This is a genomic window from Chryseobacterium sp. CBTAP 102, assembly GCF_003201365.1.
GTDB classification, from domain to species: Bacteria; Bacteroidota; Bacteroidia; order Flavobacteriales; family Weeksellaceae; genus Chryseobacterium; species Chryseobacterium candidae.
The window spans coordinates 164,152-189,862 of record NZ_QICX01000008.1; the positions used below are offsets into that span (position 1 = coordinate 164,152).

Sequence of the window (25,711 nt, forward strand, 5' to 3'; positions counted from 1 at the left end):
CTCTCTTTTTATAAGTGAAATTATCTTTTGTTAAAAGAAAATTTGTATTTGTTATCATATAGTGAAAAAAATATTTTTTTTATTGTTGATTTTCACTAGATTTGAGTAACTAATATTGATTTATATGAAAAACTTTTTACTCGTTGGTTTATTAATGACTGGCTTTTTATCCTCTGCGCAGACGTATTGTACACCTGCATTTGCTAGTGGCTGTAGTGGAGGGGATGTGATAGATACTTTTGCAATTCCGGGTGCCGGATTTGATCATTCTAATACAGGTTGTTCTACTGATGCATATGGAGATTATACTTCTATGATGATCAACCTGAGTGCAGGTTTAAGTTATGATTTTAGCGTTAAACATGGTTATAGTGATCAGAATGTACGTATATGGATAGATTTCAATAACGACGGAACTTTTGATGATGCAGCTCCGGAACTTGTAGCTTCAGCAAGTAGTACGCTTGTGGGAGGAAACAATATAACCGCAGGACTTATAACAATTCCTTCTACAGTTACTCCGGGCACGTATAGAATGAGGGTGGCAGATCGCTTTTCCAGTGATCCTATTCCTTGTAATACAAATGGATATGGAGAAGCTCACGATTATACGGTCGTAATCGGTGCTGTTCCAACATGTTTTGCACCATCTGCTTTAACTGTTTCTGCTGTAACTGCCAATTCTGCTCAGGTAGGATGGACAGCTCCATCTTCAGTGCCAGGAAGCGGTTATGAATATTATTATTCAACTTCCAGTGCATATCCTACTGCTGCTACAGTGGTTTCCGGAACAAGCAGCGGATTAACTGCCAACCTGCCTTCACTTGCTCCAGCAACTACTTACCACGTATGGGTACGTTCTGTATGCAGTTCTTCAAATAAGAGTGCATGGTCTCAAATGGCAACATTTATGACGTCGTGTGTTGCTGTAGGGGTACCATACGCATTGGATTTTGAAAGTATAACCCCGCCTGATATCCCAGGTTGTACCTCAGTAGTTAATGATGGCGCAGGAAATATGTGGAAGACAGGTGATCTGGATGCTCAGGGATTCACAGGGAATGTTCTTCAGTATTCTTACGACTATGCTGATAATGCGGATACCTGGTTTTTCACCAATGGTATTAATCTTACTGCAGGAGTGACCTACAGAATTAAATATAAATATGCAAATGCAGAAGGAACTGTATATGCTGAAAAACTAAAAGTGGCTTACGGCACTACAGCTACAGGAGCAGGAATGACCAATACATTAGCTGATCATTCAAATATTGTTGTCAGCACAGCAACAAGTGCTTTTGCGAATTTCACACCCACAACCACAGGAGTTTATTATTTTGGATTTCAGGCGTATTCTGATGCAAACATGAATCAATTATATGTTGATGATATCAATATAGATGTAGCACCTGTTTGTAGCGAACCTAATGCATTAGCTGTTTCAAATATTACTGCTGCAGGAGCTACGGTTTCATGGACAGCGGCTACCCCTGTACCTGCAAATGGATATGATATTTATTACAGTACAACCAATACAGCACCTACAGCAACCAGCACGCCTAATTTTACAGGAGTTACAGCAACCACTTACAATATTCCTGGTTTAGCTGCCTCCACTGCTTATTATGTATGGGTAAGATCTGCATGCAGTGCAACAAGTAAAAGTATATGGAGTGATCATGCTGCTTTTACAACATTGTGTTCAAGTGTGAATACTCCTTATACGATAGATTTTGAAAACGTGACTGTTCCGGATCTGCCCGCTTGTACAATCAATGTTAATGCGGGAACAGGAAACAATTGGGAAACAATGGATTCTCCTTCCGATAGCCAGGGATTCACTACCAATGTGTTGAAGTACCAGTATAACTCTTCCAATTCTGGAAATGCATGGTTCTTTACACAAGGATTGAACTTAACCGCAGGAGTGCAGTATACAATCAGTTATAAATATGGTAATAACTCATCAACTTATGTTGAAAAATTGAAAGTTGCCTATGGAACTTCACCTGCAGCAGCAGCTATGACAGGCTCTATAGCAGATTATCCTTCAATCAATGATGAAATGGCCCATACAGAATCTATAACGTTTACAGTTCCTACAACAGGAGTGTATTTCTTTGGATTTAATGCGTATTCAGATCCGGATCAGTATAATCTGTATATTGACGATATTAGCATTAACAATGCTAATCTGGCAACATCTGAGGTGGCTATTGCGAAAAATACTATCCAGGTTTATCCTAATCCATTTACGGATGCACTGAATATTTCTGATGTGAAAAATGTAAAAAATGTATCTGTGACTGATGCTGCTGGAAGAACGGTGAAAACAATTGCTAATCCTGAATCTACAATCCATTTAAGAGATTTAATGCAGGGAGTTTACTTAGTAACACTTGAGATGAAAGACGGATCTAAGCAGACGATCAAAGCTATTAAAAAATAATTCATCATTTAAATAAAAAGGGAGGCGGATCATCACTGATCCGCTTTTTTATGAAAATTGTATAGGATTTGATTTGAAAAGTATTGATGAAAAAAGATGAGCAAAATTGTTTACTCATCTTTTTTATTTTGTTCTGAAAATTCTGGTTGATTATAAATTGTTCCTGTCACTTATTACCCATTACTCATCATTTATTGGGTACAGGCTGTATTTCTCCTTTATTCATAAGGTCAAAAACAGTAGGGAAGAACATTACTAATATAAAGTAGATAATGATCATGAGTGCAATCAATGCAAAAAGAATAATTACTAAGCTATTCGGTCTGTTTTTCTTTTTAGGTTCCATGATTTTGTGGTATTTGGTGAATAAATTTTACTTATACCGATGTATTAAGCTAATTTCTTGCCACATTTCTTACAATACCTTGCATCATCATCAATATCTTCATTACCACAGCGTTCACATATCATTTCCAGATTTTGTCTTTTGTTTCTCATTTCCGCTGTTACAATACCGGTAGGAACTGCGATGATAGAATAACCCGCCAGCATCAGAACAACAGCGAAAAACTTCCCTAAAGGCGTAATAGGCGATACATCACCATAACCTACAGTAGTTACCGTGACAACCGCCCAGTAAATAGACTGTGGTATTGTTTCAAAACCTTGTCTTCCACCCTCTACCATAAACATAAGTGAACCTACAATAACCGAAAAAATAATCAGGAACAAAAGGAAAATGTAAATTTTTCTTGAACTGTTCTTTAAAGCCCTTACAATTAAATATCCATCGTTCATAAAATCCAGCAAATTGAAAATCCTGAAGATTCTCAACATTCTCAGCATCCTGAAAATAAGGAAATACTTAGTAATAGGAAAGAAAAAACTGAGGAAGAAAGGAACAAGAGCCAGAAAATCAATAATTCCGAAAAAACTGAATAGGTAACTCCGTTTATTTTTTACCACTGCAATACGCATAGAATATTCCATGGTGAAGAAAATTGAGATCACCCATTCAAGAATCAGAAAAGTATAATGGAATCTTTTATCAAGCTTAGGTACGCTTTCCATCATAATAATTGCAGTGCTTGCAAGAATTAACGATAATAATATGATATCGAACAGTTTTCCAAGCTTCGTATCGGAGCGATAAATTATCCGGTAAAGGAATCTTTTCCAAAGAGCGTCCTCAGGAATCAGATTATGTTCTCTTTCCATTTATATAGGGTTATTTCACAGCGAAGTTAATAATTTCCATAAAGCATACGGTAAATATATGATTGTTGAAAGAATCTTGCAAATGTTAACGAAAAACCTGTTATTGAAAAGTGAATTATTTTAAATTAATGACTTGTTTTTTTATTTGTTATAATTGATAAAACACGAATAATACATAACATTTCAGGTAACTTTCTTACCTTTTATTTTTATACCATTGCAACGCCTGCAAGTTTTGATCCGGGAAAAGGCTATCGGCTTTTATGGAGTCTGATATAAACTGCAGTGTAGTAATAGAATCCTTTACCCTAGTATCTCTTTTTAAAGATTAACAGTCTTATGTAATTCTTTTTACCATCAAAATGAAGCCGGTTAAAGAAAGCCGGTAATTTTTTCCGGATTTTTGGTAAAATTAATATCTTAGCTGTAACCGTAAAATATAAATTAATGAAACTAAAAACTGTAATTGCAAAGATTGAAGAGGAGATAAGCATCAGACAGGCAGAAGATTTTGATAATGTAGGATTGCTGTGTGGAGTTTATGACCGCGATGTATCAGGAATTCTGGTTTGCCATGATGCCCTGGAAAATGTAGTAGATGAGGCGATTGAGAGAAACTGTAATCTGATTGTATGTTTTCATCCCATCATATTTTCCGGATTAAAATCCTTAACAGGAAAGAACTATGTAGAGAGAGCTGTTTTAAAAGCTATTGAAAATAAAGTAGCCATCTATGCCGTCCACACTGCATTTGATAATGATTTCTTTGGGGTCAACCACGGGATATGCAGCCAGTTGGGATTAAAGAATATGAAGATTCTTCAGCCAAAGGAAAATAATTTAAAACAGTTGACGGTTTTTGTTCCCAAAGAATATTCAGAAAAAGTAAAAGAAGCGATGTTCTTGGCCGGAGCAGGAAATATAGGATTCTATGATGAATGCAGTTTTACGGTGAGCGGTAAAGGAACATTCAGACCTGCAGAAGGTGCAAATCCGTTTTCCGGACAGCAGGGAATTCGCGAAAATGCAGATGAAGATATGATCTCTGTAATTTTTGAAGGTTTTAAACAAGGGCAGATTGTGGGGGCCATGAAGGCTGCACATCCTTATGAAGAAGTAGCCTATCAGGTTTATAGTCTGGATAATAAAAATCATCATTCCGGATTAGGCATGTATGGTGATCTGGAAGAGGAAATGGATGAAAAAGATTTCCTCAGGTTGGTAAAAGAAAAATTTGGTCTGGAGGTGATAAAACATTCTTCATTTAATAATAAAAAAATCAAAAGAGTAGGGGTGCTGGGAGGCTCAGGAGCAAGTGGAATAAGATCTGCAGCATCCAGGAAATGTGATGCTTACCTTACCGGAGATCTTAAATATCATGACTATTTTCTAGCCGAGTCTAAAATGCTGATCTGTGATATAGGACATTATGAATCAGAACAATTTGTTACCCAACAATTATTTGAAATTTTATCACAAAAATTTAGTACATTTGCAATTTCAAAATCTATTGAAAAAACAAACCCAGTAAATTATTTCATTTAAATATGGCAAAAACCAACGATATTTCAGTTGAAGAAAAATTAAGAGCTTTATACGATTTACAGATCATTGATTCAAGATTGGATGAAATCCGAAATACTAGAGGAGAATTGCCAATTGAAGTTGAAGATCTTGAAATTGAGATTGAAGGTCTTGAAAAAAGAGCTGAAAAATTTCATGCTGAGATAAAAGAGCAGGACGATCAGATCAAAACAAAGCATGAAGTAATTAACCATGCTAAAACTTTAATTGAGAAATACAAATCTCAGCAGGATAATGTAAGAAACAATAAAGAGTTTGAAGCATTAGGAAAAGAAATGGAATTCCAGGAGCTGGAAATTCAGCTTGCTGAAAAAAGAATTAAAGAATTCGGAGCTAAAATTGCTCACAAAAACGAAACTTTAGCTGAACTGAATGCTAAGATCGACGATTTGAAAAGCCACTTGAAATTCAAAAAAGAAGAATTGGATGGTTTGATCTCTGAAACGCAGAAAGAAGAAGAATATCTTTTAGAGCAGTCTAAAGAATTCGCAGCTAAAATTGATGAGAGATTATTGGCTTCTTATAACAGAATCAGAACAAACTCTATCAACGGTCTTGCCGTTGTAGGATTAGAAAGAGGAGCTCCAAAAGGATCTTTCTTCACTATTCCTCCTCAAAAGCAAATGGAAATTGCTCAGAGAAAGAAAATCATTATTGATGAGCACTCTGGAAAAATTCTTGTTGATGATGAATTGGTAATGGAAGAAAACGAAAAAATGAAATCTGTAATTAAATTCTAATTATTGATTTTAAGTTATACAAAAGCTGTTTCAGAAATGAGACAGCTTTTTTTATTTTTGATCTGAATATTGCACCACTTTTCTTATAATAATACAACTTTTAAACATGCTCCCTTGTCATTCCCAAGAATCCATACTGTATAAAAATAGAGTTCAGATTCTTGGGAATGACAAAGGTTGTGTTATAATTGGATTCAAAAACTCAATGCTGTGAATCAAAAACAAATATGCTTCTTAGCTTTAGAGGCTAAACCTATAAAAAAACCGCTTCATTTTGAAGCGGTTGAATTTTTTAATCCTGATGATCATACATCTTATTATACAAAGCTATAAACTTCTCTTTTATTGCTTTTCTTTTTAGTTTTAAAGTTGGAGTAAGCAATCCGCTTTCAATACTCCATACTTCAGGAGTAAGCTCAATTTTTTTAATTTTTTCCCAGTTTCCAAGGTGTTCATTGATGCCTTCGATTTCTTTTTCAATTCTCTGCTTCAACTCAGCACTTTTGGCAATCTCCACTGGTGTAGTGCCAATAGTAAGATTGTTTCTCATCGCCCAGTTTTTAGCAAATTCAAAATCAGGCTGTACCAAAGCACATGGCATTTTTTCACCATCGCCTACCACCATGATCTGTTCTATGAATTTTGACGCTTTCGCTAAATTTTCAATAGTCTGGGGAGCAATATATTTTCCTCCGGAAGTTTTGAACATTTCCTTCTTACGGTCGGTGATTTGTAAAAATCCGTCACTGTCGATATGTCCGATATCTCCGGTTTTGAAGAAGCCATCATCCGTAAAAGCTTCTTTTGTCATTTCTTCATTCTGAAAATATCCTTTGAATACAGAAGGACCTTTTACGGTAATCTCACCGTCTTCCTGAATTTTAACCTTTAAATTATCCAATGGAATTCCTACCGTTCCCACTCTCATTTTATCAAAGCTGTTTACAGAAATTACAGGGGAGGTTTCTGTTAAACCATATCCTTCCAGAATTGGAATACCAGCATTCTGGAACATCAGGTTAAGTCTCGTAGACAATGCCGCAGATCCTGAAACTAAAGTCACAATTTCGCCGCCTAAACCTTCTCTCCATTTGGAAAATACAAGCTTGTCTGCAATGATTTCCTGAAGTCCGGATGGTTTGGAAATTACTTTCTTTTTACTGATCAGGTTCAACGCCCAGAAGAATATTTTTGATTTTAATCCACCTGCTGAAGATCCTGTATTATAGATTTTGTCATATACCTTTTCTACCAGTCTTGGTACTACAGTCATATAATGAGGTTTCACTTCTTTTACGTTTTCGCCCATTTTCTCGATGCTTTCAGCAAAATAGAGAGAAAAACCATTGTACTGATAAAGATAGAACAGCATTCTTTCAAAAATATGGCAGATAGGAAGGAAGCTTAATGCTCTCGTCTCCTTATAATCCAGACTTCTTCTCTTTGGAATTCTTGGAATGGCTCCTAATACGTTTGAAACAATATTATTATGCGTAAGCATTACCCCTTTGGGCCTTCCCGTAGTTCCGGAAGTATAAATAATTGTTGCGAGATCTTCTGTGTTGATTGCATTAGAAAGATCATCTACTTCAATTTGCGTAGATTCATCCTTGCCCAAGTCAAGAATTTCTCTCCAGTTGGCCGCTCCACTGATATTATCGAAAGTAAAAATTCCCTGTAAACTCGGAATATTATGTTTTACTTTCATTACTTTATTCAGCAGTTCTTTATCAGAAACAAAACAATACTGAATTTCAGCATTATTGAAAATAAATTCATAGTCTTCAGAAGAAATACTTGGATAAACCGGTACTGAAACAACTCCGATCTGAGAAAGCCCGAAATCCATAATTGCCCATTCTGTGCGGGAATTGGTAGTAATCAAAGCAATTTTGTCCCCTGGTTTTATCCCAAGCTTCAATAATCCTCTGGATATCTTATTTCCCTCATTAATAAACTCCTGTGTAGAAGTTTTTCTCCACTCGCCATGATATTTTGTTACAAACATATCCGTTTTAGGATATTTTTCTAAAGCATAGTGTGGAATATCGAATAATCTCTTGATCGTCATGATTTTTTACGTAATTTATAAAGAAATTTAAATATAAGCATTTTTTTTAATTGAAAACATTTGAATGTGATAATTAGGAATTAGTTGAATGCTTACCATAACAGTTTGAATCAAAAAGAAGGCCGGAAGCTCTTAAATAGGGATTTTTTACTTTTAATTATTCTTTTACAAAGATTTATTTTTCTCCACGTATTTTATATTGTCTTCTTGACGCATTATCCCGGATCCCGAAATGCCTGTCAATTATCATTAAACCTGCCTTTTTTCCACTTTTAATTTATTTTTTCAGATTTGCTTAAAAAGTGTAAATTTACGGCTATATAATTATTTTTTTTATGGACTTTAATTTATCGGAAGAACAGCTGATGATTCAGCAGGCAGCAAGAGACTTTGCACAGAACGAACTTTTACCTGGAGTGATTGAAAGAGACCGTGACCAGAAATTTCCTGCAGAACAGGTGAAGAAAATGGGAGAAATGGGTCTTTTAGGAATGATGGTAGATCCAAAATACGGAGGTGCAGGTATGGACAGCGTTTCTTACGTGCTTGCCATGGAGGAAATTGCAAAAGTGGATGCTTCTGCAGCTGTTGTAATGTCTGTAAACAACTCATTGGTTTGTGCCGGTCTTGAAAAATTCGCTTCTGAAGAGCAAAAAGTAAAATATCTTACTCCACTGGCCAGCGGACAGGTTATCGGAGCATTTGCATTATCTGAGCCGGAAGCTGGTTCTGATGCTACTTCTCAGAAAACGACTGCTGAAGACAAAGGAGATTACTATCTTTTAAATGGTATCAAAAACTGGATCACCAATGGTGGAACAGCTACTTATTATATCGTAATTGCACAGACAGATCCTGAGAAAAAGCATAAAGGAATTAATGCCTTCATTGTTGAAAGAGGATGGGAAGGATTTGAAATCGGACTGAAAGAAGACAAATTAGGAATCAGAGGAAGTGATACTCACTCCTTGATCTTTAATAACGTAAAAGTTCCAAAAGAAAACAGAATTGGTGCTGACGGATTCGGATTCAACTTTGCTATGGCAGTATTGAACGGAGGAAGAATTGGTATTGCTTCTCAGGCTTTAGGTATTGCTTCAGGTGCTTACGAACTGGCATTGAAATATGCTAAAACAAGAAAAGCTTTCAAAACTGAAATCATCAACCACCAGGCGATTGCATTCAAGTTGGCTGATATGGCTACTCAGATCACAGCTGCAAGAATGTTATGTTTTAAAGCAGCTTGTGAGAAAGATGAAGGAAAAGATATCTCTGAAAGCGGAGCTATGGCAAAATTATACGCTTCTCAGGTGGCAATGGATACTACTATTGAAGCAGTACAGATCCACGGTGGATACGGATACGTGAAAGAATATCACGTAGAAAGATTAATGAGAGATGCGAAAATCACTCAGATCTATGAAGGAACTTCTGAAATTCAGAAGATCGTGATTTCCAGAAGCATCGCAAAATAACATTTTATAAAACACACAACCTATGAAAAAATCTTTGTGGATCACCCTTGGTGTCGTGCTGCTGTTACTGGGCGTGTTTGTCTGGTATAAGTACTATTTCGTTTTTGGAGAAGGAGTAAAATCCGGATACCTGAACTATGCTATGAAAAAAGGTTATGTCTTCAAAACCTATGAAGGTAAGCTGATTCAGGAAGGCTTTGGAAGAGGAAAAACAGGAACTATTACAAGCTATGAGTTTGAATTTTCTGTAGATGACCCCGAAGTTTTCAAACAACTGGAAAGCAACAGCGGTAAAACTTTTGACCTGCATTATAAAGAGTACAACGGAGCGCTTCCGTGGAGAGGAAACACAAAGTTTATTGTAGATAAGGTAGTGAATATGAAATAACAGAAAGGGGAGTGTCCTAAAAGTCGGTAACACCTTCTGAGATTCGGATATTTATATACTCCTTCTGTAGGGGTAAGAATAAAATCAGCAAAAATTGAGGCTGTCCAAACTTTTCGGACAGCCTCTTTTTTTTCCGGATCATGTTGCTTTTTATACCATCGAATTACTTTTTCTAATCAATTTTGATACTCTGTTTTTAAAAATATTACGATATACTGAAAAATGTACTATTGTTGGAAGCATACCTCTCTTTGCTTACCTGTCTTGTCTGAAATTGCTGTGTGTTAAATAGTAAAAAATATGATTTTATATGTTGGAACTCAATAATTTAATTATTTTTAAGTTCACAAATAAATCACATCAAGATGAGAACATTATTTCTGTTGCTTCTTACAGGAGCAATCACGCACGTTAGCTCCCAAGTTGGAATTAACACACACAATCCTACAGAAACACTGGACGTGAACGGTTCAGTACGCGTACGAAACATCATGGGAACAGCTTCTAATGCCTCTGCAAAAGACTCTATCGTTGCATTTGACAATGATGGTGTATTTACAAAAGTAACGGCTTCACAGATTGTAGCTCAGGGAAATGCATTAGTTTCTGTAGCAACAGCAAGTCCTTTAACAGGGAACGGAACAGCAGCTAATCCTGTTGTTCTGGGACAGAATGGAGCATCCAACAAACAGCTGCTTCAATGGAATGGTACGACATGGGTACCCGTTTCTGCTTCTACTTTAGGTACAATATCATTGAATCTGGGAACTTCTGGCACTAATGTGAATGTTACCGGTTCACCGGCCTCCTTAGATGGAAGTATGACACTTAATATTCCGGACGCAAGTTCCACGGCAAGAGGAGTGGTTACTACAGGAAATCAGTCTTTTGCAGGAACAAAAACATTCACAACTGTAGGTGTTAATACATCATCACCGGTTGCTTCTGCCAACCTGGACGTAAATGGAGGCTACAAACTGGGAAGTGCAGGAACTGTACAGAAAAATTCCATTACCTTTTCGTCCACTATTAATAGTACTATAAGCAGTGCAAATAATACTACTTTTGGATTTTTTGATTCAGCAGGAACGTTAGATGTTAATGTAACGATACCTGCCGCAAGCAGGCCGAGTACTACGCAGGCTGTGGTAAGCATTTCACCTAATTTTGATCTGCCTGGAGCCGTTGCTATTGCTTCTGTGAGGCTTACATCTACTTCAAATGTCAGGATACGCTTTGTTAATATTGATTCCTCAAACAGCAGGACAATATCAGGAACAATGTATTTTAAAATTAATGAGTTTTAATTTGATTGTTTTTTATAAATATATTGAACTTGTATAAACTTTTACAATGAGACAGTTTAAACTTTTATAATCATTATTTTAGGCACAAAAGTTTTAAACACTTAAGTTTTTCAGAACCATACCTTATGCGTGATAAGTACACCTGAGTTGTGTAAAAAATCTTTGCCTATTGAGCGAAGTCGAAATGTTCCTCTTAAGTGAACTTTTCTGCGGTATTCTATTAAACTTACTTAAGTGAGCTCCAGTGTTTTAGAATGAAACTTTTTGTGCCTTTTGTGGTTTTGGAAAGTTTAAACAACTTTAATGAAAAAAGAGTCCCCTAAAATTAGCAGTTCTTTGTGGATCACCCTCGATGTTGTACTGTTATTACTGTGAGTGTTTGTCTGGTATAAGTACTGTTTCGTTTTTGGAGAAGGAGTAAAATCCGGATACCTGAACTATGCTATGAAAAAAGGTTCTGTCTTCAAAACCTATGAAGGTAAGCTGATTCAGGAAAGCAACAGCGGTAAAACTTTTGACCTGCATTATAAAGAGTACAACGGAGCGCTTCCGTAGATAAGAAAAACAAAGCTTATTGCAGATAAGGTAGTGAATATGAAATTAAAACAAATAAGGCTCTCAATATGAGGGCCTTATTTTACACCAAATCACAAAATATTAATATATGAAATAAAATTTTCAAATTGATCTTTGAACCTCGTGTAATCGAAGATTCATTGCATTTTGCTTACAATTAAAGTTAAGAGTTATTTTTATAATAAGCAAATACTTCCGTTGAATGTTTGATAAAATTAAAAATAAGAATCGAACATCCGTTTTAAACCTCATTAAAAAAATATTAAAAAACTAATGAGAATCATTATCAACCGTATTTTTATTCTTCTTTTTATAGAAATAGTATCCAATGCCGGCAATAAGAAATAAAGGCCATAATGGAAGTATAAACAGGAATATGGAAGTGATAACATTCCAGCCGGATTCAATGGCGGCCAGTGATTTTCCACTGAAGCTCTTAGGTTCTGTTTGTGTTTTACCCTGGTCACTGATATTCACATTAATTGTACAGATGGTATTGTCTGCATAGTTTTGTCCTGAAACCTGAATGTCTTTCGTGTCAATATCTCCCGCATTGTTGTTGATTGCATCTATCAAATCATCAAAATGCCGGATAGGAACTTTGATATCCAGGCTGTATACTTTTTGATTCTCTCCGTGAAGATATGCGGATTCCACATAAGAAAGATTTTCACTTTTGATATAACCGTTATTTCTGCTGACTTCTTCTCGGATGATTTCCTTTACTGTTTCTGCATTCTCCGCTTTTATGGCAAGATATCCTGATTTCACCATTTTATTTTTGGCCATATTAAGTTCATAGCTGTCGTTTACAGGCTTGTCTTTATAAATGATTTTGGTTTCTTTAATAACCTTGGGAGCCGGGTTTTTTACTGCAATCTTTTCAATCTCCTTTTCCACCGAATCCTTCTTTTCTATTTTGGATTCCAGTTTTGTATGGGCAATTTTATCAGATAAAGAATCCACCATTTTAGAGGTGTGTTCTATCTTTTGCTGGATGTCATTTTTAGTATTCTCAAAATCTTTTATTTTAATACTGGCCGAGTCCAGAGCTTTATCAGCCGTTTTACTGACATGATCAATAGTTTCTGTAGCAACTGTGGCAGCACTGTCCGCAGAATGGAAGGCTTCATTTATTCTATCCTGTGTAGCTTCTGCTTTTTTACACATCATGAAAGTGCCTGATACAGCAGCGAGTAATATGAACTTTTTCATAAGATTAATTTTTTTGATGAAGTAAAATTAGAAGGGAAGTTCTTGTAAAGATTGTAAATAGAATGTATTGTGCTGGTAAAATTATAACTGTTGTATTTTCAATCTTTTGTATTTGTTTTACAAAAAATTTACAAAGCGTTTTTCTGATTTTGGGGTATTGAAATGATTCGAAAGCTTTGTCTTTTCACTAAATATTAGTCCGGAAATCTAAAAATTCCCATCCTCCGGAGGGGCGGCAAAAATTCGAAGAATTTTTGCCGGGATGGTTTCATACGATATATTATGAAAAATCCGCAGAAAAAAACTTCTGCGGATCTGTATTGTGAACAATTTCGTCTTTATACGAATTGACTGCTTACGTCTTAATTTTCTCTGAACTCACTAATGAAGTGTAATTTCACATTCGGGAATTTCTCCTGCGTCATATGAATGGTAAAAGAAGAGTCTGCAAGGAATACCAATTGATTGTACTTATCTCTCGCCAGGAATCTCTGCTTTAATCTTGCAAATTCTTTGAACTCTTCAGATTTTTCGTCGGCTTCTACCCAACATGCTTTGTGCATGGATAAAGGTTCATAAGTACATTTTGCACCATATTCATGCTCTAAACGATATTGGATAACTTCATACTGAAGGGCACCTACAGTTCCGATAATCTTTCTTCCGTTCATTTCAAGGGTAAAGAGCTGTGCCACTCCTTCATCCATCAGCTGATCAATACCTTTCGCCAATTGCTTGGCTTTTAACGGATCATTGTTGTTGATATAACGGAAATGTTCCGGAGAGAAGCTCGGAATCCCTTTGAAGCTTAACTTTTCTCCACCTGTAAGCGTATCTCCGATTCTGAAACTTCCTGTATCATGTAAACCAACGATATCACCAGGGAAACTTTCTTCTACCACCTCTTTTTTATCAGCAAAGAACGCATTGGGAGAGGAGAATTTCATTTTTTTGCCTTCTCTTACCAATAAGTAATTCTCATTTCTTTTGAAAGTTCCGGAAACAATCTTTACGAAAGCAAGTCTGTCTCTGTGTTTAGGATCCATATTCGCATGGATTTTGAAAACAAATCCTGTGAAAGTGCTTTCCTCAGGTTTTACCAGGCGGGTATCACTTTCTTTTGGCTGCGGCATAGGAGCAATATCAATAAAAGCATCCAATAATTCACGAACCCCGAAATTATTTAAAGCTGAACCGAAGAATACAGGCTGTAAATCTCCTTTCATATAATCCTCACGGTTAAACTCAGGGTAAACAGACTGGATCAGGTCAAGCTCTTCTCTTAAAGTTGCTGCGGCTTTTTCACCAATAACATCATCAATGGAAGTATCATTGATATCATCAAACTTAATAGAATCTCCAACCTTTTGTTTTTTCTCTTCTAAGAATAACTGGATGTTGTTTTCCCAGATATTATAAATTCCCTGGAAGTCGCTTCCCATACCAATTGGTAAAGAAAGCGGACAAACTGTTAATCCCAGTTTTTGTTCCACTTCGTCCAACAGATCAAAGGCATCCTTACCTTCACGGTCCAGTTTATTAATGAAAACCAACATCGGGATGTTTCTCATTCTACAAACCTGAACCAGTTTTTCGGTCTGTTCCTCAACCCCTTTTGCAACGTCTATCACTACGATTACTGAGTCTACAGCAGTTAATGTTCTGTAGGTATCCTCAGCAAAGTCTTTGTGACCAGGAGTATCGAGAATATTGATTTTATGATCTCTGTATTCAAAAGCCAATACGGAAGTTGCCACAGAGATTCCTCTCTGTCTTTCAATTTCCATAAAGTCGGAGGTAGCTCCTTTTTTTATTTTGTTGGATTTTACCGCACCCGCTTCCTGAATCGCTCCCCCGAAAAGAAGTAACTTTTCTGTAAGAGTTGTTTTTCCGGCATCCGGGTGGGAAATGATCCCGAAGGTCTTTCTTTTTTGTATTTCTTTGATTAAGTCTGACATATCGTATTTTGAAGTTGCAAAAATCGTGATTTTTTGCGAGGTTTTCAAATTTAAATTGCAACAATGCTTTTCAGGTGGGAGAGTGAAGAGTTAGAAGGGTTTGAAGGAACGAATAATTGTAGGCTTCTCACTGTAGATTCAGCCATTTGCAATAGAGATATTATGGTATTCAGTACGATGAGCCAAAAATAAGAAATTCCTTTTTTAGTTGCCTGTAGCAGTCAAAAAAATTATCTTTGTTTCTCAGAAACTTTTACAGAAAAAGGATGGAAAATAGCAAATATCCGAAGTTTACGTTCACATGGTTTGGCGGTGTTGTTTTGGTGGTTGGATTATTCGTGGGAACAATGGCAGTTTCTTTATTCAGTACTTTATGGAAGGTTGTTTTCCGGGAAAATATTGAATTGAAAGACTGGTTTTTCATGGTGGTTAATTCTGTAGGATTCCTTACAGCTATTGCTTTTTTTGATTTTTTCATCGTAAGGAGGACTACTCAAAAGAAGCTTAACTTCAACTTATCATCGGTCAATTTTTCCACCTATCTCCTCATCTTTCCAATGATGGCAGGAATGATGTTTATTTCCGAATTTATTGCTGCTCAGATTCCAACTACAGGGCCGTTTTTCGGAGACTTTTATGAATATTTTACCCAAATGATGGGTCAATTAATTGATAATCCAGTAATAATGATTATCATGACGGTAATTATGGCTCCCATTTTTGAGGAAATTATATTCAGAGGAATTATTCAGAAAGGATTGATCAATAAAGGAGTAGAACCATGGAAGGCAATTCTGTATGCCTCTGTTATTTTTGGAGTGGTTCACGGAAATCCCTGGCAGTTTATCAGTGCAGTAATGCTGGGCTGCGTACTGGGGTTGGTTTATTATAAGACAAAGTCTTTACTGATGCCGATATTGCTGCATGCGTTTAATAACTTAACGCTTTCGTTATTGGTAATTTATGGTAAAGATGAGAGTTTTGCAAAGGTTTTTCATGTTTCAGAATGGCTTGTATTAGCTGTTGGAATTGTGCTTTTCTCTTTGTTCTGTTATCTGTTTATGAAAAAGTATAAAGTGCATTATGCTGAAATGTAAGTTACCGCTATAAAAAGTAAAATTGAAAATGAATATAGAAATGGAATTATTAGTAGCTACCCACAACGAACATAAAAAAGAAGAAATCCAACAGATCCTGGGAAGTGATTGCGTGGTGAAAAGCCTTACCGATTATAATATTCACGAAGAAATTGTGGAAGACGGAGATTCTTTTCATGCCAATGCCCTGATCAAAGCCAAATATTGTTTTGAAAAGACCGGAATTCCAAGCCTGGGAGATGACAGCGGTCTGGTAGTGGAATCTTTGGATGGAAGACCCGGGATTTTCTCTGCACGTTATGCTGGAGATCATGATTTCGCAAAAAATATCGAAAAGGTATTGGCAGAAATGCAGGGAATTGAAAACAGAAAGGCTTATTTTGTGACAGTTTTGTGCTGCTATGATGAAAACGGCGCTCAATATTTTGAAGGCAGAGTTCATGGAAATTTACTGACAGAAAACAAAGGTTTCAAAGGCTTTGGATATGATCCGATTTTTGTCCCTGAAGGATATGAAAGAACTTTTGCTGAAATGGATCCTGAAGACAAAAATAAAATCAGCCACCGTAAACAGGCACTGGACTTATTTATGGATTTTTTAAAAGTGACCGATTAGGTTTAAATATTAAAGGTAAAACATCCATTTAGATTTTCTGTTGTACATTTGTTATCATAAATTATTGATTTGAGTACTTATTTAACAATATTAGGCTTTAATTCTGCTATTCCAACCATCAACACATCACCCACAGCACAGCTGCTGGAAATGGAAGAAAGACTCTTCCTGATCGATTGTGGAGAAGGTACACAGGTACAGCTGAGAAAGGCAAAAGCAAGATTTTCAAAAATCAATCATATTTTTATCTCCCATCTTCACGGAGATCACTGTTTCGGGCTTCCCGGGCTTATAGCTTCTTTCCGTCTTTTGGGAAGAGATATGCCATTGCATATTTATGGTCCTAAAGGAATCAAGAAGATGCTGGAAACCATTTTTCAGATTACAGAAACCCATCGTGGTTTTGAAGTGATTTATCATGAACTGGATAAAGATTATTCTGAAAAAATATATGAAGACAACAGGATAGAAGTATATACTATTCCGCTGGATCACAGGATTTACTGTAATGGTTATCTTTTTAAAGAAAAGCCGAAAGACAGACATCTTAATATGAAGGAGATTGCAAAGTACGGCGAAATTGAAACCTGCGATTACCACAATATCAAAGCAGGGAAGGATTTTGTACTGAGCGACGGTTATGTTCTTAAGAATGAGATTCTCACTGTTGATCCCGCTCCATCGGTATCATATGCGTTTTGCAGTGATACCCGTTATCTGGAAAGTATAATTCCTATTATTAAAAATGTAACGGTTCTGTATCATGAAGCAACATTTTTGCATGATCTGAAAGAAATGGCTGATTATACAGGGCATACCACAGCTTTGGAAGCTGCCACCATTGCTCAGAAAGCTCAGGTTGGAAAGTTGATTTTAGGCCACTTCTCCAATAGATATGGAGACCTGACCGTATTTACTGATGAAGCGAGAGAAATATTTCCCAATACATTTTTACCAAAAGCATTGGAGAGTGTAAAGATTTAGAATGAATATGTTGAAGTTTGAAGAACTCAGAGATTTTCTCAACGAAAAAGCAGATCAGTATAACGCTCCGGATTTCATTGAAAATGACCCGATACAGATTCCACATCGTTTTTCTTTAAAGCAGGATATTGAAATTGCAGGATTTCTGGCAGCTACAATCTCCTGGGGAAACAGAAAGTCGATCATTAATTCTGCGGATAAAATGCTTGATATTATGGGAAATTCTCCCTATGATTTTGTGATGAATTATTCCGAAAAGGATCTGAAAAGTATTCAGGATAAAAGTATTCACAGAACGTTCAACGGACAGGATTTTTCTTATTTCATCAGACAGTTTAGCAGAATTTATAAAGAAAATGAAAGTCTGGAAAGTTTATTTGAAGTGAAAAAAACTGAGAATAATTTTCTCCATGCTATAGAAAGATTCAGAAGTGGTTTCCTGGAAACAGAAAAACACAGAAGCCATAAACACATCAGTTCACCTTATAAAAACTCCTCAGCAAAAAGGATTATCATGTTTTTAAGATGGATGGTACGTAAAGATAAAAGGGGAGTAGATTTTGGAATTTGGGAGAATATAGATCAGAAATATCTTTCTATTCCTCTGGATGTGCATACCGGAAATATCTCCAGAAAACTGGGATTGGTTTTCAGAACACAGAATGACTGGAAAACGGTAGAAGAGCTGGATATTGCCATCAGAAAATTTGATGAAAAAGATCCTGCGAAATATGACTTTGCATTGTTTGGATTAGGGGTAACCAAAGAACTGTTGTAAAAATATAAAGGATGAAAAAATATAACGAAAAAAAAGAAGTTCTTGAAAAAATAGCGGACAGTATTACTTCATGGATTGGATCTATTCAGTCCCTGATTGTGCATACCCTGCTGTTTCTTACCTCGTTTATACTTCCGATGCTGAATATTGTTGATTTTGATAAAATGCTTCTGATTCTCACAACGGTACTTTCCCTGGAAGCTATTTATCTTGCGATCTTCATTCAGATGTCTGTGAATAAAAGCCACGAGAAGATTGAAGATATTCAGGAGGATATTGAGGAGATCAGTGAAGATATCGAAGACATTCAGGAAGATCTTGAGGAAATCAGTGAAGACATTGAAGAGATCAACGAAGATATCGAAGATATCCAGGAAGATATTGAGGAAATCAGTGAGGATATTGAGGAAATCAACGAAGAAGAAGATGAAGAAGATCATAATGAAAGAGCGAAAAACGTAATACTCAAGAGCAATGTAAGCTCAAACAAGAATGAAATAAAAGCGTTAAAGGATATTATCTCCCAGTTGCAGAATGAAATAGATCAGCTGAAAAAAGACGATAAACTGCCGGAACAATAGCAATTAAAATATAAACAGATCAATTTTATTGGTCTGTTTTTTTATGTCTGAATTTTGATGTTTAATGATTTGTGGAAAATGTAATGATAAGAAAAATTTATTGTGAATGTGTGTGATGAATTATAAAATAGTAATGGTTAAGGGGAGATTAGTATAATTATTTTTGTTACATTTGAACAAATGAAAACAAAATGTTAATTTATAGACTAAAAAACTATTTTTTCCTTTTTTCCTTTTTATTGATTTCTGCTTCTGCATTTTCTCAAACGAAATCTGTCAGAAAATCAGAGAGAATAAAACCTTCTGCGGCCAGTCTTAGAGCAGGAGCATTCATTGATGTGAATGTGCCTCCTTATACTCCTTCAAACTATACGCCGGAGCAGCTGGTAAAGAATATTTTGATCAATGGCGGTACCAACTGCACCACAGCCAATGTTACCAATGTTACTGTATCTCCCAATCATGATGTGACAAACAGCAACAGATTCTGGGGATATTTTCATAAAGGAACAACTAATTTTCCTTTTACGGATGGTATTGTCCTGACTACAGGATATGCTTCTGAAGCAGGTAATAATTATGTATCTGCTGTAGGACAATCTGTAGGAACAGGAAGTGATGCGGATCTTGTAGCAGCTACCGGAGCGAATGTCAGCTTAACCGATGCAGTAGCTTTAGAATTTGATTTCGTTCCGAATTCAAATCAGGTAAAATTCAATTACATATTCGTTTCTGACGAATATACGTCTAATTATCCTTGCTTAGGCTATTCTGATGCCTTTGCACTTTTATTAAAGAAAGTTGGAGATCCTACCTATACTAATCTGGCTGTGTTGCCCGGAAGTGCAGGGCCTGTAAGTGCAACCAATATTGTTCCTGCAGGAAATGGATTCAGCTGTGGACCTATCAATGCAACCTTTTTTGGAGCTTTGGCGAATCCGCACTTAGTGATCAACTATTTTGGAAGAACAACCCCTTTAACAGCTGTTGCAGATGTAATTCCAGGACAAACATATCATTTCAAAATGGTGTTGGCAGATGCTAAAGACCCATCTCATGACTCTGCTGTTTTTCTGGAAGGAGGATCTTTTGATGTGGGAATTAAAATTGTGGATGAAGCAGGAGTCGTTTTACCAGGCAGTATTAATATGTGTGATAATACTCCAAAGCAGTTAAAGGCACAGGTAGCAGCAATTCCGGGAATGACTTATCAGTGGTATAAAGACGGAGTGGCTATTCCAGGAGCAACCAGTGCTGTGTATGTAGCTACCCAACCGGGAGTGTATACTGTAAAAGTAATGGTTCCGGGGAATCAGTGTCCAAGTGAAGCCACCATTACAATTATCGGAGGAACGAGTCCTACCGTACAGAATGCTGAACTTAAACTCTGTACAACACCCGCAATTACCAGTTTTAATCTGGAAACAGCAAAACCTCTGATCAGTACAACACAGGGAGCAGTATTCCGTTTTTATGCGAATCAGGCTGATGCACAGGCTCAGAATAACAGTTATATTACCAACCTGACCAACTATGCCGGGACAGATGGACAGATTTTATACGTATTGGTTTCCAATGGAGCTTTCTGTAGTAAGATTGCTACGTTAACCTTAAGAAAAGAAGAAACGCCAACCGCTTTACTTAGCGCACCGAGATTGAAAATATGTGCCGGAGAGTCTGTAGTATTAACGGCTTCTGGCGGGGTTACCTATGAATGGAGTGATTCTGCAGCCACTACCGGAGGAATAAGAACGGTAAGCCCAACTCAGACGACTACCTACACTGTATATGCTATCGGAGCACAGGGATGTAAATCTCTTCAGCCTGCACGTATTACCATTGAAGTAGTACCTGCTATCGTTTCAAACTTAAAAGGCGGTCATATTTGTCAGGGTGATAAAATCGTTCTGGATGCAGGCTCAGGTCCCGGATATACGTATCAGTGGAGTTCCGGTGAAACAAGTCAGAGCATTACAGTAGCTACTCCTGGAGAATATTCAGTAACGATAAGTAACGGAGTTTGTTCAAAAGAGTTTAAAACTCAGGTTATCAAAGCCGTAATCCCTGAAGTGATAAAAGTGGATTATAATGAGAGCGGAATAATGATCATTACAGCAAGCAACCCAAGTAATGGGATTCTGGAATATTCAGTAGATAACGGAGTGACATGGCAGTCTTCCAATGTGTTTAATAATGTACCTAAAAATAAAATCATTTCAATCAGAGTCAGAGTTAAATTTACAAGCTGTGTAGGCTTCCTTGAATTCTTTACTTTCGTGATGAAAAATGTAATTACTCCAAACGGTGATAATATCAATGATACCATTGATTTCAGCGGTGTGGTTAATTATAAAGATTTTAGCGGACAGGTTTTCGACCGGTATGGAAGAGAAGTGTTCAAAGCAGCGAAAATCAATCCATATTGGGACGGATATTTCCAGGGCAAAAAGCTTCCTACTTCAACATATTGGTATCAGGTAACCTTTGAAGATCCTGCAAGCAAGGAGCTTACTGTAAAAACCGGATGGATATTACTTAAAAATATAGAATAATTAAACTATAACTGAAAGACTGACTATTTTGTCAGTCTTTTTTTTATTATTTTAAAATAAACAGAGTTGATATTCTAATATAAATAAATTTGCGTTAGTAATAATGTAAATTATGTTAACTTGAATTTCAATCAAAAAAAATAGTATTTTTGTTCAAAATAATATAAAATGTTAAATAGGAGGAGAGGAAATTTATTTTTAGCGGTATTTTTAGCTTTCATGGGGAACTTTGTTTTGGCTCAAAATAAAGGAAGGGTAGAAATTGCTGCAAAACCTAAAGCTGCTTCTTTGAGGGCAGGTGTTTTTATAGATGTAAATGCACCAAGCTACCCGGAATCCGGCTATCCTATAACTCAGCTGATCAATGATGTGCTTATATCAGGAGGCAGCACTTGTACCAGCTCAACGGTAAGCAATGTAACCGTTTCCCCGAACTTGTCTGCCACTAACCAGAACCGTAGCTGGGGATATTTTAATAAATCAAATACGAACTTTCCTTTCAGTAAAGGGATTATACTTTCAACCGGTTATGCCAGTAAAGCAGGGAATACTTTTCAGGGAACTTTAAGTGATGATCTGGGAACCGGAGGAGATGTAGATCTTGCGAACGCATTAGGGATTGCTAACAATAACCTAACCAATGCAACCTCTATAGAGTTTGACTTTGTAGCCGCCTCTACTGAAATTACTTTCAGATATTTATTTGCTTCTAAAGAATACCAGCAAAACTTCCCATGTACTATTACAGATGGTTTCGCTTTGCTGTTAAAAAAGGCATCTGATCCTACTTATACCAATCTTGCAGTGCTTCCCGGAGGAGCAGGACCTGTAAGTGTAACGAATATACACCCGCAATATCAAAACTGCGGACCTGTAAATGAAGCCTATTACGGAGGAACCAATACCGCTCAGATCGAAACCAATTTCAATGGACGTACCATTCCTCTTACTGCAAAAGCAACTGTAATTCCTGGAGAAACTTACCATTTTAAAATTGTGCTTGCGGATTATCAGGATCCCAACTTTGATTCAGCAGTATTTCTGGAAGCAGGATCATTCGATATCGGGGTAAAAATCCTGGATCCGGCTGGCGTGCAGCTTCCTGACTCTGTTAATATGTGTGATAATACACCACAGACTTTTACTGCTTCTGTGCAGGGACCTAATATAACATATCAGTGGTATCAGGGTACCAATCCGATTGCAGGAGCTACCAATGCAAGTTACACCGCAACACAACCTGGTGTATATACCGTTAAGGTGTTCATCCAGGGAAATACATGTCCGGGAGAGGCTACTATCACTGTGGTAGGCGGGACGTCTCCTACGGTACAGAATGCTACATTAACAGCCTGTTATGCTGCAGGAAATGCAACTTTTAATTTAACATCAGCACAAGCTACCATAAGCAACACTCCGGGAGCTGTGTTTACCTACTATACCACATTGGCAGATGCTAATGCAGGAAATGCAAACACAATTCCTAATTCAACAGCTTATCCGAGTGCAGGAGGAACAGTATACGTAAGAGTAGCCAATGGTTTCTGTGCAAAAGTAGCACAGCTGCAACTGGTAAAGGCGCCACAAATGACACCTATTATTGCTACTCCGGCTGTACTTACCTGTGCTAACTCTCAGACTACACTGGATGCATCTGCTTCCGTTTATCCGGCAGGCGCTACTTTTAACTGGACAACTACAGGAGGAAATATTGTTTCAGGAGCAACTACTTTAAATCCTGTGATTAACGCTGCGGGAACCTATACTTTAACCATTACAAAAGTGTATCAGCCCGGAAATATCAGCTGTACAGCGGTAGGAACTGTCACTGTGACAGGAAACAGCGCTCCACCGGTTACCGGGCTTACGGCCGGCAAAATAAAAATCTGTAAAGGAGATTCTACCACACTTACCGCTTCAGGAGGAGCTACCTATAACTGGGGTAATGGGCTTACAGGAAACGGAAGTACACAAGTTGTTTCACCTACTGTGACAACTACTTATACCGTAACAGCGGTGGGTGCGAATGGTTGTGTCTCTCAAAACCCTGCAACGATAACAATAGAAGTTTCAGAACCTTTTACAGCACAAAATGCAATACTTCATAAATGTTATCAGCCAGGATTAACTTATAATCTTACTGAAGCTCAGCCTCAGATTACACCTACTGCAGGGGTAACTTTTACTTACTATGTCAATCAGGCTGATGCCAATGTGGCTAATGGAAACTTTATTGTAACACCTACATCATATACACCTCCGGGAGGAAGCCAGACAATTTATGTATTGGTTAGCAACGGAGGCTGCAGTTATGTAGTATCTCTGCAATTATTAAGCACAGCTCAAACTACGCTTACCATCGCAGCACCACAAACAATTACCTGTACAACTCCGCAGATTACGCTCAATGCTTCAGCATCTGTTGTGCCTGCAGGGTCTACAATTGTTTGGACAACAACCGGAGGAACTATTGTCTCAGGAGGTAATACGCTTACCCCTGTTGTAAGTGCAGGCGGAACATATACTTTAACAGTTACCAATGTATCACAACCAGGAAACCTGAGCTGTACTTTTACTTCAACAGTAACAGTGCAGGAAGATAAAGTAAAACCAGTGGCTGCTGTTGTTTCTTCTGTACCTCGTATATGTATAGGAGAATCTGTAACATTAACGGCTTCGGGAGGAGTTACCTATAACTGGGGGAATGGTCTTACCGGAAACGGAAATACACAGGTTGTTTCACCTGCTGTGACTACCACATATACGGTATTCGCCGTTGGAGCAAACGGCTGTATTTCTGCAACAGCGGCAAGTGTAACGGTTCAGGTAGGTCCGCCTATTGCAGGGCTTACCGCATCAAAATTAAAAATCTGTGAAGGAGAATCTGTAACATTAACAGCTTCCGGAGGGATTACCTATAACTGGATAGGACTTACCGGAAATGGGAATACTCAGGTCGTTACACCTACTACTACAACAGAATATTCAGTATATGCATTGGGAGGAAACGGATGTAGTTCTGTGAACCCGGCTAAAGTTAAAATTGAAGTAGTTCCGGCAATCGTTTCTACTTTAAAAGACGTGTTTGTCTGCGCCGGAGATAAAGGAACTCTGGATGCAGGGGCAGGGCCAAACTATACTTATGTATGGAGTACAGGAGCAACCACTCAAACCATAACCACTAATATTCCCGGGACGTATTCTGTGACAATCAGTAATGGAGTTTGTTCTAAAACTTTCTCGGCACAGCTTATTAACCCTGATCTGCCGCAATTTACCAATATTGTTTATGATAATCATATTCTTACCCTTACGGCAAGCAATCCTACAGGTGGAACTTTAGAATATTCTATAGATGGAGGGTTGACATGGCAGTCATCCAATGTGTTTACAGGTCTTTTAAATAATACGATGTATTCCGTAATGGTAAGAGTGAAAGGTGCCAAATGTGGTACTTCACTGGATTATTTTACCTTCATTATCAGTAATGCCATTACACCTAATATGGATGGGGTAAATGATACCATTGACTTCACCGGAATAAGCGGATACAAAGACTTCGCGGCCTCTATTTTCGACAGATACGGAGCTGAGGTATTCAAAGCCAGTAAAGGAAATGTTATATGGACAGGATCTTTAAAAGGAATTAATCTTCCTACCGCAACTTATTGGTACAGGGTGCAATGGGAAAATCCGGCAAGTAAAAAAATGGAACAACGCTCCGGTTGGATTCTTTTAAAGAACAGAAACTAAATGTTTTTATAAAATAAAATTGACAAAAAAATCTTTCATTAATGAAAGATTTTTTTGTTTTGATGAATAAATACTATCGTGCTTTGTGAATTATCTGAAATAAGCAGGGAATATGTTATAATAATTCAGGTAATTATATGCAATTTTACATTAATCCTGCAATTTTATTATTATGACTCTGTCATTCTGAATATAACCCAGGGAAATGAAAAATCTAAGTTTTACACGAGATTCTTCCTTCGTCAGAATGACAATGGTGTAAAATTGTATATAGTCGCTATAATTTATAATGCAATGCTGCCACACCATTATCATTTGTCCGAATAGGGGTTGATTAATGAAAATTTATTCTAAAAGGTTTTTGCTTTG

19 protein-coding genes are annotated in these 25,711 nt (G+C 37.1%); 14 read left to right on the plus strand and 5 right to left on the minus strand.

Annotated elements, in window-relative coordinates:
• Positions 1-124: 124 nt before the first annotated feature.
• On the plus strand, positions 125-2,449 hold the full coding sequence (locus tag C8D70_RS13075; RefSeq protein ID WP_110367598.1) for a GEVED domain-containing protein: 2,325 nt from the start codon (positions 125-127) through the stop codon (positions 2,447-2,449).
• A 187-nt stretch (positions 2,450-2,636) separates the two neighbouring features.
• Here the strand turns inward: C8D70_RS13075 and C8D70_RS20845 are convergent, their stop codons facing one another.
• A complete protein-coding gene (locus C8D70_RS20845; RefSeq protein WP_168801950.1) occupies positions 2,637-2,795 on the minus strand; it encodes a hypothetical protein in 159 nt (52 codons plus the stop codon).
• A gap of 44 nt (positions 2,796-2,839) precedes the next feature.
• The gene (locus tag C8D70_RS13080) at positions 2,840-3,667 is read right to left on the minus strand and encodes an ion transporter (protein WP_076595676.1); all 828 of its coding nucleotides are present in this window, start codon (positions 3,665-3,667) and stop codon (positions 2,840-2,842) included.
• A 447-nt stretch (positions 3,668-4,114) separates the two neighbouring features.
• Here C8D70_RS13080 and C8D70_RS13085 point away from each other — a divergent pair, with 447 nt between their 5' ends.
• The gene (locus C8D70_RS13085) at positions 4,115-5,212 is read left to right on the plus strand and encodes a Nif3-like dinuclear metal center hexameric protein (RefSeq protein WP_110367599.1); all 1,098 of its coding nucleotides are present in this window, start codon (positions 4,115-4,117) and stop codon (positions 5,210-5,212) included.
• 2 nt (positions 5,213-5,214) lie between these two features.
• Positions 5,215-5,991, plus strand: a complete 777-nt coding sequence (locus C8D70_RS13090) for a zinc ribbon domain-containing protein (protein ID WP_076595674.1) — start codon at positions 5,215-5,217, stop codon at positions 5,989-5,991.
• A 292-nt stretch (positions 5,992-6,283) separates the two neighbouring features.
• Here C8D70_RS13090 and C8D70_RS13095 read toward each other — a convergent pair whose 3' ends face one another.
• Positions 6,284-8,062, minus strand: coding sequence for an AMP-dependent synthetase/ligase (locus C8D70_RS13095; RefSeq protein ID WP_076595673.1), 1,779 nt, complete (start codon positions 8,060-8,062; stop codon positions 6,284-6,286).
• Positions 8,063-8,397: 335 nt separating this feature from the next.
• Here C8D70_RS13095 and C8D70_RS13100 point away from each other — a divergent pair, with 335 nt between their 5' ends.
• The 4 genes from C8D70_RS13100 (at position 8,398) to C8D70_RS13115 (ending at position 11,787) form a co-directional block, all read left to right on the plus strand.
• Positions 8,398-9,537 (plus strand): acyl-CoA dehydrogenase, encoded by a 1,140-nt coding sequence (locus C8D70_RS13100; protein ID WP_076595672.1) that lies wholly within the window; start codon positions 8,398-8,400, stop codon positions 9,535-9,537.
• A 22-nt stretch (positions 9,538-9,559) separates the two neighbouring features.
• A complete protein-coding gene (locus tag C8D70_RS13105; protein ID WP_076595671.1) occupies positions 9,560-9,925 on the plus strand; it encodes a hypothetical protein in 366 nt (121 codons plus the stop codon).
• A gap of 365 nt (positions 9,926-10,290) precedes the next feature.
• Positions 10,291-11,232 carry a hypothetical protein gene (locus C8D70_RS13110; protein ID WP_110367600.1) on the plus strand — a complete coding sequence of 314 codons (942 nt, stop codon included), beginning with the start codon at positions 10,291-10,293 and terminating at the stop codon, positions 11,230-11,232.
• 375 nt (positions 11,233-11,607) lie between these two features.
• Positions 11,608-11,787, plus strand: a complete 180-nt coding sequence (locus C8D70_RS13115; RefSeq protein WP_228408029.1) for a hypothetical protein — start codon at positions 11,608-11,610, stop codon at positions 11,785-11,787.
• A 291-nt stretch (positions 11,788-12,078) separates the two neighbouring features.
• On the opposite strand, the gene C8D70_RS13120 is transcribed toward C8D70_RS13115, so the two are convergent.
• Positions 12,079-13,023: a DUF4349 domain-containing protein gene (locus C8D70_RS13120; protein ID WP_110367601.1), complete on the minus strand. Its 945-nt coding sequence runs from the start codon at positions 13,021-13,023 to the stop codon at positions 12,079-12,081.
• Positions 13,024-13,385: 362 nt separating this feature from the next.
• Entirely contained in the window at positions 13,386-14,981 is a 1,596-nt protein-coding gene (locus C8D70_RS13125; RefSeq protein WP_076595668.1) for a peptide chain release factor 3, read from the minus strand.
• 266 nt (positions 14,982-15,247) lie between these two features.
• On the opposite strand from C8D70_RS13125, the gene C8D70_RS13130 reads away from it, so the two are divergent.
• The 7 genes from C8D70_RS13130 to C8D70_RS13160 all read left to right on the plus strand — a co-directional run bounded on the left by C8D70_RS13130 (position 15,248) and on the right by C8D70_RS13160 (position 25,342).
• Complete coding sequence (locus C8D70_RS13130) at positions 15,248-16,078, plus strand: CPBP family intramembrane glutamic endopeptidase (protein ID WP_110367602.1); 831 nt, start codon at positions 15,248-15,250, stop codon at positions 16,076-16,078.
• A gap of 40 nt (positions 16,079-16,118) precedes the next feature.
• A complete protein-coding gene (gene rdgB, locus C8D70_RS13135) occupies positions 16,119-16,694 on the plus strand; it encodes an RdgB/HAM1 family non-canonical purine NTP pyrophosphatase (RefSeq protein WP_410493710.1) in 576 nt (191 codons plus the stop codon).
• Positions 16,695-16,763: 69 nt separating this feature from the next.
• A complete protein-coding gene (locus C8D70_RS13140) occupies positions 16,764-17,678 on the plus strand; it encodes a ribonuclease Z (protein WP_110367603.1) in 915 nt (304 codons plus the stop codon).
• 7 nt (positions 17,679-17,685) lie between these two features.
• Positions 17,686-18,456, plus strand: a complete 771-nt coding sequence (locus tag C8D70_RS13145) for a TIGR02757 family protein (protein WP_076595775.1) — start codon at positions 17,686-17,688, stop codon at positions 18,454-18,456.
• A gap of 11 nt (positions 18,457-18,467) precedes the next feature.
• Positions 18,468-19,037 carry a DUF1003 domain-containing protein gene (locus C8D70_RS13150; protein ID WP_076595665.1) on the plus strand — a complete coding sequence of 190 codons (570 nt, stop codon included), beginning with the start codon at positions 18,468-18,470 and terminating at the stop codon, positions 19,035-19,037.
• Positions 19,038-19,228: 191 nt separating this feature from the next.
• Entirely contained in the window at positions 19,229-21,589 is a 2,361-nt protein-coding gene (locus tag C8D70_RS13155; RefSeq protein WP_110367604.1) for a choice-of-anchor L domain-containing protein, read from the plus strand.
• Between the two features lie 168 nt (positions 21,590-21,757).
• On the plus strand, positions 21,758-25,342 hold the full coding sequence (locus tag C8D70_RS13160) for a choice-of-anchor L domain-containing protein (protein ID WP_110367605.1): 3,585 nt from the start codon (positions 21,758-21,760) through the stop codon (positions 25,340-25,342).
• Positions 25,343-25,711: the final 369 nt, after the last annotated feature.

Bases quoted from the DNA above. Each gene is read 5' to 3' on its own strand.
- C8D70_RS13075 (WP_110367598.1), top strand. From the start codon at position 125: ATGAAAAACTTTTTACTCGTTGGTTTATTAATGACTGGCTTTTTATCC.
- C8D70_RS20845 (WP_168801950.1), bottom strand. From the start codon at position 2,795: ATGGAACCTAAAAAGAAAAACAGACCGAATAGCTTAGTAATTATTCTT.
- C8D70_RS13080 (WP_076595676.1), bottom strand. From the start codon at position 3,667: ATGGAAAGAGAACATAATCTGATTCCTGAGGACGCTCTTTGGAAAAGA.
- C8D70_RS13085 (WP_110367599.1), top strand. From the start codon at position 4,115: ATGAAACTAAAAACTGTAATTGCAAAGATTGAAGAGGAGATAAGCATC.
- C8D70_RS13090 (WP_076595674.1), top strand. From the start codon at position 5,215: ATGGCAAAAACCAACGATATTTCAGTTGAAGAAAAATTAAGAGCTTTA.
- C8D70_RS13095 (WP_076595673.1), bottom strand. From the start codon at position 8,062: ATGACGATCAAGAGATTATTCGATATTCCACACTATGCTTTAGAAAAA.
- C8D70_RS13100 (WP_076595672.1), top strand. From the start codon at position 8,398: ATGGACTTTAATTTATCGGAAGAACAGCTGATGATTCAGCAGGCAGCA.
- C8D70_RS13105 (WP_076595671.1), top strand. From the start codon at position 9,560: ATGAAAAAATCTTTGTGGATCACCCTTGGTGTCGTGCTGCTGTTACTG.
- C8D70_RS13110 (WP_110367600.1), top strand. From the start codon at position 10,291: ATGAGAACATTATTTCTGTTGCTTCTTACAGGAGCAATCACGCACGTT.
- C8D70_RS13120 (WP_110367601.1), bottom strand. From the start codon at position 13,023: ATGAAAAAGTTCATATTACTCGCTGCTGTATCAGGCACTTTCATGATG.
- C8D70_RS13125 (WP_076595668.1), bottom strand. From the start codon at position 14,981: ATGTCAGACTTAATCAAAGAAATACAAAAAAGAAAGACCTTCGGGATC.
- C8D70_RS13130 (WP_110367602.1), top strand. From the start codon at position 15,248: ATGGAAAATAGCAAATATCCGAAGTTTACGTTCACATGGTTTGGCGGT.
- rdgB (WP_410493710.1), top strand. From the start codon at position 16,119: ATGGAATTATTAGTAGCTACCCACAACGAACATAAAAAAGAAGAAATC.
- C8D70_RS13145 (WP_076595775.1), top strand. From the start codon at position 17,686: ATGTTGAAGTTTGAAGAACTCAGAGATTTTCTCAACGAAAAAGCAGAT.
- C8D70_RS13150 (WP_076595665.1), top strand. From the start codon at position 18,468: ATGAAAAAATATAACGAAAAAAAAGAAGTTCTTGAAAAAATAGCGGAC.
- C8D70_RS13155 (WP_110367604.1), top strand. From the start codon at position 19,229: ATGTTAATTTATAGACTAAAAAACTATTTTTTCCTTTTTTCCTTTTTA.
- C8D70_RS13160 (WP_110367605.1), top strand. From the start codon at position 21,758: ATGTTAAATAGGAGGAGAGGAAATTTATTTTTAGCGGTATTTTTAGCT.